Annotated in this window: 13 protein-coding genes; 4 read left to right on the top strand and 9 right to left on the bottom strand. The window is 59.7% G+C overall.

The genetic code is table 11. From position 1 onward, the window contains the following. The first annotated feature begins 3 nt into the window (after window positions 1-3). Genes ROSERS_RS07075 through ROSERS_RS07065 form a run of 3 tightly spaced genes read left to right on the top strand, consistent with a single transcriptional unit; the run spans window position 4 to window position 2174 of the window. Window positions 4-270 carry a 4Fe-4S dicluster domain-containing protein gene (locus tag ROSERS_RS07075; RefSeq protein WP_041334910.1) on the top strand — a complete coding sequence of 89 codons (267 nt, stop codon included), beginning with the start codon at window positions 4-6 and terminating at the stop codon, window positions 268-270. Between the two features lie 33 nt (window positions 271-303). Further along, on the top strand, window positions 304-1407 hold the full coding sequence (locus tag ROSERS_RS07070; RefSeq protein ID WP_011956122.1) for a 3-methyl-2-oxobutanoate dehydrogenase subunit VorB: 1104 nt from the start codon (window positions 304-306) through the stop codon (window positions 1405-1407). Beyond that, window positions 1404-2174 carry a thiamine pyrophosphate-dependent enzyme gene (locus tag ROSERS_RS07065; protein WP_011956121.1) on the top strand — a complete coding sequence of 257 codons (771 nt, stop codon included), beginning with the start codon at window positions 1404-1406 and terminating at the stop codon, window positions 2172-2174. Before ROSERS_RS07070 ends, ROSERS_RS07065 begins: the two co-directional genes overlap by 4 nt. On the opposite strand, the gene ROSERS_RS25895 is transcribed toward ROSERS_RS07065, so the two are convergent. Beyond that, the gene (locus tag ROSERS_RS25895) at window positions 2134-2433 is read right to left on the bottom strand and encodes a hypothetical protein (RefSeq protein WP_157040994.1); all 300 of its coding nucleotides are present in this window, start codon (window positions 2431-2433) and stop codon (window positions 2134-2136) included. The genes ROSERS_RS07065 and ROSERS_RS25895 overlap by 41 nt on opposite strands. Before the next feature lie 25 nt (window positions 2434-2458). Here ROSERS_RS25895 and ROSERS_RS07060 point away from each other — a divergent pair, with 25 nt between their 5' ends. After that, window positions 2459-3010: a 2-oxoacid:acceptor oxidoreductase family protein gene (locus tag ROSERS_RS07060; RefSeq protein WP_011956120.1), complete on the top strand. Its 552-nt coding sequence runs from the start codon at window positions 2459-2461 to the stop codon at window positions 3008-3010. Here the strand turns inward: ROSERS_RS07060 and ROSERS_RS07055 are convergent. The 8 genes from ROSERS_RS07055 to ROSERS_RS07020 form a co-directional block, all read right to left on the bottom strand. After that, window positions 2979-3245, bottom strand: a complete 267-nt coding sequence (locus ROSERS_RS07055; protein ID WP_011956119.1) for an Rdx family protein — start codon at window positions 3243-3245, stop codon at window positions 2979-2981. The two genes, ROSERS_RS07060 and ROSERS_RS07055, sit on opposite strands and share 32 nt — an antisense overlap. Window positions 3246-3247: 2 nt before the next feature. Continuing rightward, window positions 3248-3868, bottom strand: a complete 621-nt coding sequence (locus ROSERS_RS07050; RefSeq protein ID WP_011956118.1) for a thioredoxin family protein — start codon at window positions 3866-3868, stop codon at window positions 3248-3250. 169 nt (window positions 3869-4037) lie between these two features. Then, entirely contained in the window at window positions 4038-5105 is a 1068-nt protein-coding gene (locus tag ROSERS_RS07045; protein WP_011956117.1) for a Gfo/Idh/MocA family protein, read from the bottom strand. Between the two features lie 34 nt (window positions 5106-5139). Continuing rightward, window positions 5140-6138 (bottom strand): Gfo/Idh/MocA family protein, encoded by a 999-nt coding sequence (locus ROSERS_RS07040; RefSeq protein ID WP_011956116.1) that lies wholly within the window; start codon window positions 6136-6138, stop codon window positions 5140-5142. 194 nt (window positions 6139-6332) lie between these two features. Further along, a complete protein-coding gene (locus tag ROSERS_RS07035) occupies window positions 6333-8726 on the bottom strand; it encodes a fused MFS/spermidine synthase (protein ID WP_041333208.1) in 2394 nt (797 codons plus the stop codon). Between the two features lie 173 nt (window positions 8727-8899). Further along, a complete protein-coding gene (locus ROSERS_RS07030) occupies window positions 8900-9673 on the bottom strand; it encodes an SDR family NAD(P)-dependent oxidoreductase (RefSeq protein ID WP_011956114.1) in 774 nt (257 codons plus the stop codon). Further along, a complete protein-coding gene (locus ROSERS_RS07025) occupies window positions 9670-10656 on the bottom strand; it encodes a DUF5107 domain-containing protein (RefSeq protein ID WP_011956113.1) in 987 nt (328 codons plus the stop codon). The genes ROSERS_RS07030 and ROSERS_RS07025 overlap by 4 nt, the downstream gene beginning before the upstream one ends. Further along, entirely contained in the window at window positions 10653-12677 is a 2025-nt protein-coding gene (locus ROSERS_RS07020; protein WP_011956112.1) for an alpha-galactosidase, read from the bottom strand. The genes ROSERS_RS07025 and ROSERS_RS07020 overlap by 4 nt, the downstream gene beginning before the upstream one ends. Between the last annotated feature and the right edge of the window lie 2 nt (window positions 12678-12679).

Below are 12679 nucleotides of genomic sequence, written 5' to 3'. Positions count from 1 at the left end.
GAGATGGTTCGGGGACGCATTATCGTGGATACGGAGCGCTGCAAAGGATGCGGCCTGTGTGTCGCATTCTGTCCAAAAGGCGTTGTGCAACTGGCGGATGCGTTCAACGCCGCCGGTCATCATCCTGCGCAATTGCGCGACCCAGAGGGCATATGCACCGGATGCACGATTTGCGCCCTGGTATGCCCCGAAGCGGCGATCACCGTCTATCGCACATTCTCGATCAAGACCGCTGTCGCAGGCGGTGTATGCGCAGGATCGGCTTCATAACAACCACTCCATCATGAACACGAGGAGATCGCAATGACGCGAGAACTTCTGAAGGGCAATGAAGCGATTGCAGAGGCAGCAGTCCGTGCCGGACTCGATGCCTACTTCGGGTATCCCATCACGCCGCAAACAGAACTGCTGGAGTATCTGGCACGCCGCATGCCCGAACTTGGCCGCGCATTCGTGCAGGCTGAGAGTGAAGTGGCGGCGATCAATATGGTGTACGGAGCAGCCTGCACCGGCAGGCGTGTCATGACGTCCTCGTCTGGTCCTGGCATCAGTCTCATGCAGGAAGGATTGAGTTACATCGCCGGCGCAGAATTGCCCGCCGTCGTGGTTGATGTGATGCGTGGCGGTCCGGGATTGGGCAACATCGCCGCCTGTCAATCTGACTATTTTCAGGTGACTCGTTCAGCCGGGCACGGCGATTTTCGTCCGTTGACGCTTGCGCCTGCAACGATCCAGGAAGCGATCGACCTGACCGGGCTGGCGTTCGATCTGGCGGAACGGTACCGTATGCTGGTGATTCTGCTGGTGGACGGGAATCTGGGACAGATGATGGAGCCGGCTGAATCGCCGCCATTTCGTCAGCGCGAACCATCGCTGCCGGAATGGGCATTGGGCGGTGCGGAGGGACGCCCTCCGCGGATCATCACCTCGATCTATCTCCAACCGGAGGCGCTTGAACGACACAACCTGGCGCTCCAGGCAAAACTGGCCGCCATCGCGGAGCGCGAACAGCGCTCAAGCGGCATGTATCTCGAAGATGCCGATCTGATCGTCGTCGCTTTTGGCAGCGCGGCGCGGGTGGCGCAGAACGCCGTCGAAGCGGCGCGCGCGCGCGGCATGGCAGTCGGGTTGTTCCGCCCGATCACCCTCTCCCCCTTCCCGTCCCGACGCCTGGCGCGCCTGGCGCCGCGCGCGCGCGCGTTCCTGGTCGTCGAAATGAATGCCGGTCAGATGATCGAAGATGTGCGGCTGGCGGTTGGGGAGCGCGCCCCGGTGCGCTTCTACGGTCGAATGGGCGGTGTCGAGATGTTGCCGGATGAGGTGGTGCAGGCTATTGAACAGACGATGCACGATACGCGTGTCACGAAGAACGGCGCGCGCAGACTCGATGTGGAGGTGCGCTCATGATTGCCGAAACGTGTGTGTACGAGCGCCCGGTCGGACTGACCGCTGCGCACACCCATTATTGCCCCGGTTGCACGCACGGTATCGCGCACCGGTTGACGGCTGAGACGTTGGAGGAACTCGGCATCCTGGGGCGCACGATTGGCGTCGCCTCTGTCGGATGTTCGGTGTTTGCCTACAACTACATCGCCTGCGACTTCGTCGGCGCTGCGCACGGGCGCGCTCCAGCGGTCGCAACCGGGCTGAAGCGGGTGTTGCCTGACCGGATCATTTTCACCTATCAGGGGGATGGCGATCTGGCGTCGATTGGATTGGGCGAAGTGTTGCACGCTGCGGCGCGCGGCGAAAGTATCACGGTCATTTTTATCAACAACGCGATCTATGGCATGACCGGCGGGCAGATGGCGCCGACATCACCGCCAGGCATGGTCACCTCATCGTCACCGGGCGGGCGCAATCCGCAGCAGATGGGATACCCGATACGGGTGAGCGAACTGGTGGCGCAGATGGAAGGTGCGGTCTATGTTGCCCGACGCAGCCTCCACAACCCCACAGAAATCCGCAAGGCGAAGAAGGCGCTGCACCTTGCGTTTGAGCATCAGATCGCCGGGCATGGGTTTACCATGGTCGAACTGCTCTCGAATTGTCCGACCAACTGGGGGTTGACGCCAATCGAATCACTGCGCTGGATCGAGGAGCGTATGATCCCGGTCTTCCCGCTGGGGGAGCTTAAAAATGTTGGGGGTGGAAGGTTGAAGGTGGAAGGTTGAAGGTGGAAGGTTGAAGGTGGAAGGTTGAAGGTTGGGGGTTGAAGGTGGAAGGTTGAAGGTTGGGGGTTGAAGGTTGGGGGTTGGGGGTTGCAGGTTGCAGGTGGAAGGTTGCAGGTTGCAGGTGGAAGGTTGCAGGTTGCAGGTTAGGGGTTGAACGTTGCAGGTTGGGGTGTTGAAGGCTGGACGTTGGGGCGGTGAACGTTGAAGGTTGAAGGTTGGGCGTTGGGGCGGTGAACGTTGAACGTTCAACGTTGAACATTCACAGTTCCTGTCAGAGGCGACATATGTACCACGATCTCATTATCAGTGGATCAGGCGGGCAGGGTGCGCTGTTTGCCGGGCAGTTGCTGGCGTATGCCGCAATGGACGCGGGTTTGCAGGTAACCTGGATGCCGTCGTATGGACCAGAGATGCGCGGCGGGACGGCGCATTGCACGGTCATTGTGTCTGATACGCCGATTGGCGCGCCGCTGGTGCGCAATCCGCAAACGGTCATTGCGCTGAACCGCCCATCGCTCGATAAATACGAACCGCTGGTGGCAACCGGCGGACTGCTCATCTACAACAGTTCGCTCGCCGGGCGTGAACCGACACGCCCTGACATTGTGATTGTCGGAGTGCCTGGGAGCGATCTGGCGCGCGAGATCGGCGATGAGCGCGTGCTCAACATGGTGATGCTGGGGGTGTTTCTCCGATTGAAGCCATTTTTGCCGCTCGAAGCGGTTTGTCAGGCGCTGGAGCGCCACCTGGGGAAGCGCCAACGCACATTGTTGACGCTGAACCACGCGGCGCTCCGGCGCGGATTCAACCGGCCAGCCGTTCCCGTACCGCTCTGATGATGGTCTCGGGTGCAGGAAAACCACCGTCACGGTACATCGAATGGATCAACTCGCCATCGACGGCAACATCGAAGGCGCCATCCTGCCAGGGAATGATCTCAATCCCGGCAATATCGTAGTGAAAGGCGTGCATCAGCGCCGAAACCAGTTCCAGCGTCTGCGGTTCGTAGCCGCACGACGCACAGTAGACGATCCTGATCTTGGGCAGATGCCGCCCACCGTTAATGTCCATCTCTACCCCTCCTGACGGTTTGACAACCACTGCGCGATCAGTTCACGCAGTTCACGCACCACTTCGCGGTCGGCGAGTGCACGGGTCTCGGCGCGAAAATCGGCGAATGCCTGCATCAACCGTGTGCGCGCTGCGTCGGGTAGCACCGCCAGCGACGTTCCCGGTGCAATCCCGGCGAATGCCGGATCGGTCGCGTAGAGATTCGCCAGCATCTTTTCCTGCATCGCGGTGATCGCTGCGGGACGTTCGATCCAGTGCCCGATGGGATGAAACTGCGCATCGAAGAAGGCAAACACCGGGATCGACCGGTGGATGCCCTGGTTCAGGTACTGATCCATGAGGTCGGGGTTCTGGTCGCGCAGAAAGAAGCGCAGATTGAGTTTGCCGCTCTCGGCGGCGAGTCGCCCCAGGATCGGCACATTGGCAATCGCGTCGCCACACCAGTCTTCGGTGATCACCAGCACGTTCAGCGTTTCGGGAAGATTGGCGAAGAACGCAATGTCGTCGGGCGAGAGTTCAACAGTGCGCTCGTTCTCTTCCAATCGTTCACGGTTGCGGGTCATCCGGGCTTTGTATTCGGCGTAGGTCATGCCCTGTTCAAAACGTTCGCGTGTGACGGTCATGGGTTGCTGGTTCTCCTTGCATTGAGTGCGTTTGTGACATGATTATGTCCGGTTCCATCCAGACAGTGCAGCGACCGTGGCGCACTGTATTCCTGTTCTCATACGAAAACGGGTCTCGAAAGGATGGGGTCTGAAAGGACGCAAAAGCAGACAGTCATTCGCTGGACGATCACCCCTCCGCTGCACCATCCAGGCGCACGGCAGCGCCTGCCGCAGCACTGCGATAGATCGCATCCACAATCTCGGTGACCTGGAGCGCCTGGTATGCCTGCGACACCGGTTGCCGTCCTTCGAGGATCGCGCCGACGAAATCGGCGGTCTGCACATCGCCAGGGTTGTCGCGCTCGCCCGGCATCCAGTCCGGCTTCCAGCTGACCAGCATGTCGAGATGCGCTTTGTTGACCTTCAGAGGGAAGACCTCCAGACCGGCGGCGGTTCCTGAGAGTGAAATGTTTTCGTGCGACTCAGGAATGTTCAGCGCCCAGGAACATTCGAGCAGCATGCTGGCGCCGTTGGCGAACCGGATGAACGCTGCCGCCTGATCTTCGACGGTAAACTCGTGGTAGTTCCACTGCCCCCAGGGATTGACATTCGGTGCTTTGCCCAGGTGCTGCGATATGCTGGCGCAGACCTCGATTGGTTGTGGATTGCCCATCAACCAGAGCGCAGTGTCGAGCAGGTGAACGCCGAAATCGATCATCGCGCCGCCACCCTGAATATGTTTCTGCACGAATGTACCCCACGAGGGGACGCCGCGCCGACGGAGGGCATAGACCCGCGCCATGTACACATGACCCAGTTCGCCGGAATCGACGACGCGACGGGCGGCGCGCACCGGCGCCATATGACGGTAGTGGAATGCAATGCTCAGAATCTTGCCGTTGCGTTCGGCGGCAGCGACCATCGCGCGCGCTTCGACCGGATCGAGCGCCATCGGCTTTTCGCACAGGACGTGCAATCCGGCGTCCAGGGCAGCGATCGATGCCGGTGCATGGAACTTGTTCGGTGTGCAGATGACGACCGCATCGAGTTTTTCACGCTCGAACATGTCGCGGTAGTCGGTGTACACACCAGGAATTTCATACTCCTTCGCCGCCGATTCTGCCAGATCGACGACCACATCGGAGATGGCGGCGAGTCGAACGTTGGGATGCTTTTTGAAGCAGGGAAGATGACGCCCGCGGGCAATGTTGCCGGCGCCGACGATTCCGACGTTGATGATCGTTGAGATGGTCATAATGAACAGTTGCTCCTGGAACGATATGGTAGTATCAAGGTTGCAGTGAGTCGAGGCGCACCTGTCGCCGTTCCGCCGCCGAGCGGTTTGCCGCTTCCATCAGTTTCGTCAGGTCGAGTGCGGCGTCGATATTGGCGGTATTGCGCGTGCCACGCTGGATATGATCGACCCATTGGACGAACGGCAGCGGCGATGACTTGGGGATCGCTTGTTCGATCCAGTCATCGAGACCGCGCACACGCAATACCGGCGGCGGTGCGCTATAGATCAGGCTGGTGTGTGTGCCGTGAACCTCGATCGTAAATGGTGATGCTGGCGTCACAAAACCGGCTTCGACGACCGCCAGCGCGCCGCTGGCGTAGCCAAGCGTCACAACCGCATTATCTTCGACCGCGCGCCCGGTCACGTACCCGTAGTGCGCATTGACCGTTTCGGGCAATCCCAGGAAATGACGCGCCAGATACATCGGATGGCATCCCAGATCGATCATCGCGCCGCCGCGACACTGTTCAGGATCGTAAAAGTGGGGTGGCAACCATCCGTCGGGGTTCTGTTCGGTGCGCAATGCGCCGTTGTGCGCCATCCGTATGCGTACCAGCGTCAGATCGCCGCAGGCGCCATCGGTGATCAGCGAGGTGATCGCCTGCGTGTACCCTTCGGCGAGTCGCGGCAGTGAGACGGTCAGCACAACACTCGCCTGGTCGGCGGCTGCAATGATTTCATTGGCTTCAGCAAGGGTCGGCGCAAGCACCTTTTCGGTAAAGATATGTTTGCCGGCGCGCGCCGCCGCCACCATGACATCGCAGTGCATCGAGGTGGGCGCATCAACGATCACCGCATCGATCTCTGGTAGCGCCAGCAGATCATCGAGCGACTCGTAGAACGGAACGCCGAGTTGTTCGGCAGCGGCGCGACCACGCTCCGGCAGTTCATCCCATACCGCGCCAATCGTCACATCGGGATGACTCTGCGCCTGTCGGGTGTAGTCCCAGGCGTGGACGTGCCAGTAACTCAGCATGGCGACACGGATCATGCCGGCTTCCTTTCTGATAGGCAGCAGGGTCGTGCGGGGAGGAGGCGAGGACTCCTGACGGGCGATGCTGTATCTCCGCGCGAACCAGAACGAATGGCGTTTCGCCCGCTGCGATTATACCACCGATACTGTGGGTGCTTACTTATCGTCCGTATGTGTGGACGAAAGAAATGCGCCTGATCCATCACCGTCCCCTACCGCACGAGGAACTCGTCCTTCGGGAACAGATCACGGTTCGTGTCGGTCGATTGCGGTCGCGGCGCCGATGGATCGGAAACCACCGGTTGACGCTTGACGAAGTACTCGTCGAGCCATTGTCCGATGTTTACTCCAGACCGTTGATAGTACTCACGGGTGAAGGGGTCTTCGAGTCGGCGATAGATCGCCTGAAGGTCCACGTCAATCGGGGCATTGCTGCCGATCAAAATGTCGCCGAAATCGACGTAATGCGGAAAGACCTGGATAAATGTTGTGCGCACACGCTCGGTTGGAACCCAGGTCACTGCCAGACCGCCGGGGTTCAGGTGGTCGAGGAGCAGGCGGAAGTACTCTTCTGAGTAGAGATTGCCGGAATAGGCGCCATTCGGGCGCAGGGCATCAGCTTCGATAATATCGAATCCACGTCCGCTCTGCATGATGTATGAACGTCCATCAGCAATAACATAGGTGATGCGCGGGTCGTTCAGGATCGAGAGCAGCGCAGGGTACTCGCGTCGTTGCGCCATTCCTCGTAACATATTTATCTGCGAACCAACGATTTCGATGCAGATGATTTCCTTCGTTACTGCACGTCCCCCTGAATGAAACAATGTGTCGCCTGAACCAAGCCCGATGATGGCGATCGTTTGCGGGTTGGGATGGATCAGCGCGGGCAGAAAGCCTAGTACGCTCTGTGTCCACCCGTAAGGGATTGCGCTCTGTCCCAACCCGTTGGACATCACGAATGATCGTCTGGAAAAGTCGCTTCTACTGCTCTTGATCAGCGCCACTCCGGTATTGTCTTCGGCAACGATGACATTCGCCGGCGGAGCGCCGTGCAACGTCGCCCAAAAGGTTTGCGCATCGGGTACGGCAAATGCCAGACTCAGCATGAAGGCGATACTTCCGGCATACGCACCACGTCGCACCCATGGTCGCTTCAGGCATCCCCAGGCTGCCAGTAGCAGAAAGGTGCTGGAAAGAAGACCGACTGCACGCAGGCTGTCCGGCGTTCCCAGCCACGAGAGCGCAACCAGACCGGTCAGCAGCGTGCCGAGCATGCTGCCGATGATATTCGAGGTCTGCAACCAGCCAACACGTCTCCCCAGCGTTTCCGGATCGCGCTGCACGATTTTCTGGAGCAACGGGAAGCTCATCCCCATCAAGATGGTCGGTACGCCGATCAGCACGACTGGCAGCACAACATAGAGCACAAGGAAAAAGCGAGCATTGCTGAGCGCCTCGCTCTCCAGAGCGCCCGGATTGAAAAAGAAATCAGGCAGCGCATCAATGGCATTTCCTGTATGGACGGGATCATAACCACCGAAGTAGATCCAGAAGGGTTCAAACAATGGTAGCTGACCTGTCAGTGAGACAAACGCCGTTAATGTGGCAAGCGCATAGATTGTGACACCGGATTGCAACAGCAGGAAGGATCGCATCGGGTTACGAGCGTGCACCGCCCATTTGATGCCGAGGAATGTGCCCAACGCCAGCCCACTCAGGAAAATGGTGAGGAGTGTGCCAAAGGTAAATGCCATCGATTTCAGCATCACTCCCAGAATGCGAAACCAAAGAATCTCCAGCGATAGCGCAATGAACCCGGAAAGACCGTAGAGTGCAATCCAGACCGGCACAGGCAACTGTCTGATAGTCGCCTGATTGGTGCGCGCCGGTTCGTCAGGCGCCGTGCGCGAGGCGACTCTGGATGGCTGCACACCTCCTGGTCGCATCAGGAACCGCGCCAGCGGAAATGCAGTCAATGCCACCAGCGCGTTGATCGCCGCACCAATGAGCAGGATGGTTTCAAAACTGTACTGGCGCAGAAAAATCCAGGTCGTCACTCCGGCGCCGACGGCTGCGCCGAGGGTGTTGACGCCGTAGAGCGCACCTATCGTGCCCGCTGCCATTTCAATTGAACGGGTGAGTGCACGCGCGAGCGCTGGCAGCGAAACACCCATGCAGAAGGTCGGGATCAACAGGCTGGCGAACAGCACCACTGCCATAAGGAATGGCGACGAGGCAAGATGGGCGTTTTGCTGATAGAGCCAGTCGTAGTACAGCCCTTTGCTGCCAAGCGCAAAGAGGGCGATGCCCAGCTCGACGCCGGCAAACAATGCCAGGTTGCCCCAGCGCGAGAGGCGATCTGCCAGATACCCCCCGGTGAGACTGCCAACCCCCATGCCGGCCATGTATGCTGCAACGATGATCGTAACCGAATACACATCCGCTCCGGAGAAGAAGCCGAGCATCCGCTGCCAGATGACCTGGTACAGCAGCGCCGAAAAGCCGGACGCGAAGAAAATGACGAGCGCGACAACCGATACCAGTTGTTCGGTGCGGGGAAGTAGCCGCAGATCAATGCGCGCGATCTCGCGATCTGACTCCAAACCAGGCCTCCTCTTCGAAACTGGAAAGCAATGGCCTTTATATGCGCCAGGGTAACTATAGCACATATCGCTGAACAGTATTGAAGAGGTTGCCTGATGAAAAGATTATGCAATAGTATGAAGCGATGGCGATCCAGGCTCGTTGAAGCTGGTTTTCTTCTATACTAATAGTATCAGAACGTGATCGACAACCCGCCGTCGACAACCAGTGTGTGCCCGGTGATGTAGGTGCAGCGTGGTGAAACAAGGAACGCCACTGCTTCGGCGATCTCTGCGGGGAGTGCGGGGCGCGCCAGCGGGATGCGCCGCCGACGCACATAGAACTCCTGAAACTCTGGCGTTTCGTGTTCGTTGATGCCATTGACGATTGCCATAGGCGTTTCGACGAACCCCGGCGCTACACCATTGACCAGAATGCCGTGCGGCGCAAGTTCGACCGCCAGGCAGCGCGTTAGCTGATCAATCGCGCCTTTTGCCGAGTTGTAGTGGCTGGACTGTGGCATACCGAGAAAGGCGTTGATCGAGGAGATGTTGACGATCCGCCCGCCTGCTCCCTGATGAACCATCTGCCGCGCTGCCGCCTGACTGCAACGAAATGTGCCGAAGTACATGACATCAACAGCGCGCACCCATTCATCGAAGGTCACGTCGAGCAGATCGACGGTGTAGAAGATACCGGCGTTGTTCACCAGGATGTCGAGTCGCCCGAATTCCTGCATTGCGGCTTCGACCATCCGTTCTGCATCACGGATGACATCCGCCTGCACGAAGTGCGCCCGCCCGCCGGCAGCGCCGATTGTCGCAACGGTTTCCGCACCGCGTGGTGCATCGATGTCGGCCACGACGACCGCAGCGCCTTCACGCGCCAGCGTCAGCGCCGTGGCGCGCCCGATGCCGCTGGCGGCGCCGGTGATCAGCGCGACTTTGCCTGCAAGGATGTCACTCATCGGACTGCTCCATTGCGATCAATATGTTCGACTGCGCTGATGCCCCGGTAGAGCACAGCGGTCACTTCCGTATCGAGAACTGCTCCTGCTTCCAGTCGGCTTGCGGTTCCCCGTGCGATCGCCTCTTCGAGACGATATGGATAACCGGTGCATGGCTCAAGAATGGTGGTATAGAGACCGCGCCAGCCGCCATATGCGCCGAAGACCCACACCGAACTGAATACCGCCGGGTCGAATGCCAACCCGAAGCCAGCAGCGCGCGCGGTATCGGTCAGGGCGCACCAGCCGGCGTCGAGTTCGATTGCATAGAAGAAATCGCAGAGTGCGGCGCTCTGCGGCGGAACCTGCCGCATATCGACCGTCGCTCCGGCATTGGATCGCGCCAGGGGCCAGGTGAACCGCTCGACCGTCGCGCCGAGTCGCTGGCGAAACTCTTCATCGATGATCACGGTGCGCGCCGGAAGATCGATCCGGCAGGCGGGAGAAATTGCCAGCGCGGGATGGAGTTTGAGCAGGAAGTCGAGCGGTGCATACCCATCATTGCGGATCCGGTAGCGTATCCGCACCACCGGCTCGTCAGCGCGCAGCGTGATCGATTTTTCGATGAACGTCGGCGTGACCACGCCGCTGCGGCTCAGATGCAACCGCACCTCGCGGGCATCGACCTCCGCCTGCCAGTCATATGGCATCGACCACAACTCGCCGTGGTCAGGATATACATCGCCACCGACAGCTGCTGGTGCATCGTTGGGAAACAGTTCGTCCCACCCGCCGCAGAACCAGTCGTCATACGCAGCGCCATAGACTGCTGGACGCGGTGGCACACGCGGGTTGTGCCACAACACCTCGCGGTCTGCCGCCTTATCGACCAGCGACCAGATTTTTGCCCCCAGATCCGGCAGCACCACTGCGCGCAGATAGCGATTTTCGAGCACCAGCGCCCGAAAACCCCGGTAGGTCCAGTGTGGATCAAAATGTATCAACCTTCAACCCTCTCCAGCATCACAATCTCCGAGTCGAATTCATCGAGCGTTATGGTTATCCCATCGCGCTCCAGTTCGGCGCCGGCGCACTGGAGGGTGTGTCCGCTATCAACGAACCGAACCGCATAGTGCGCCTCTGGGAGTAAGCCGCGCGGCCTGAATGTGCGTTCAGCCAGATCGCCCCGTGCGCGGTAGACCATTATGACGCTGCGCGATGTATCCGGCGCGACTGCCTGAATGGCGTCCCATCCCCACCCCAGACCGTCGATGTTGTGCTGCGGCGCTTTCAGGTGGATGATCTTCGCCGAACGGATCAGATGGCGCAACGCCTTGTACTGCTCAATCGCCTGCCTGGTTTCTGCCATCTGCGCTTCGTTCCATTCCGTGACGCGCTGCATCAGGATGAGTGGTCCGCCGAAGATCGAACTGCGCAGCGTGTAGCGCGAAGGATCGTCCTGCATATAGCGCACGCTGTAGCGCGGCGAAAATGGATAGGAAGCGCCATAGACTCCCTGTCGCGTCGCGTAGGACGATGTGTTGTCCACCGTGATGCTCGTATGGTACAGTCGCGCCATTTTGTACGTCATCATACAACCGCCATCCTCACAATTTTCGAGCACCAGATGTGGACGGGCGCGGCGGAGCGACTCGATCACGATATCCAGCCCATACTGGGAGTTGGCATAGTTGCTGTCACCCGGCGCATGCGTATGATCGCTCCGCTCGCACCGTTTCACCATGTCCTCTCCATCCTGGATGATGTAATCGATCCCCTCTTCGTCGATCAATCGTATGAGTTGCTCGATGAGCCAGGCGCGACACGGCTCGTGCCCCAGGCAGAGCGGACCTGCGCCGTAGTAATCATTCCCGGTATGGATGAGCCAGTCAGGATGCTCTCTGGCAACCGGCGCATCGGGATTGCACTGCGCCAGTGCAACGTGAACGCCGAACCGCATACCATACGCATGTGCACGCTCAACAAGCGGACGCAACCCGCGCGGAAACTTGACCGGATCAGGGCGCCAGTCGCCAATCATCCGCGCCCATCCGAGGTCCATCACTGCCAGCTCGATGCCCAATTCAGCGCAGCGGTCGATTGCCGCCAGTTGCTGCTCTTCATTGATGTTCTGCTCATACCGCCAGGAGTTGTACTGTACCCATGGGTAGCGATCATCGGGCATCGGGGGATGGACGTGCGCCCCGGCAAAGCGCTGCGTCACATACCCCGCCTCGTCCCAATCGCCCTCGAAGCGCCCGACGAAATACGCCGGTATCTCGAAGATCGCACCTGGCGCGAGTCGGTGCGCCAGATCATCGATCTGGCTCACAAGACTCACCTGTTCCGTCGTTGCCCAGGCGCGCAATCGGCTCTTGCCGTTGAACTCGATGCCGCACACGATGCCGCGCCCACGCTTCGGCGGATCTTCATTCCAATCGGGCAAACCGTCGCGTAGCGCGAACCATGCGCAACTGGACGGACCCCAGTGGTGGGCAGGGTACGAACCCATGCGGATCTCGTGGGGAGCGCACCCCGGTCGCAACCATACTTCATGCTGGCTGAAAAAGTCGCGCCGATAGTTCCAGCTGAACTGCTCGACGTGAAACAGATACAGCGGCGGCTCGCCATGCGGTGCAAGCGTCAGGATGTCGCACTGATCGATCAGCAGGACGGCGCTGCTCCGGTTTTCCAGCGTCGCCCAGGTGCGCACAAATGGATGATCGGCGAACAGATGGAAATGGCGAGTCAAGCGCATTCTGCCATCCGCCGTATCGAGCGTCAGGGTCAGCAGCCGACCGCCATCATCGGCGGAGTGCTCAGCGACATTGACGATCTGCGTCCACACCGGCGTCTGACCATTGACGCGCAGGAAGGTTCCGGTCGCTGATGACAGGTCGAGTCCTCCAGTTGCGCCGCCGATTGTCCAGGTCAGGCGCCCGTGCGCCAGCGACACAACCAGATCGACCTGATCGGTCGCAATCGACCAGGTCTCAGACGAGTCACCCGATCCAACGCGGGTCATCG

Source organism: Roseiflexus sp. RS-1, from assembly GCF_000016665.1.
In the GTDB taxonomy this organism is placed as follows: Bacteria; Chloroflexota; Chloroflexia; order Chloroflexales; family Roseiflexaceae; genus Roseiflexus.
Note: the sequence above shows the minus strand (reverse complement) of the source record. Positions and strands in the feature narration are given on the sequence as shown.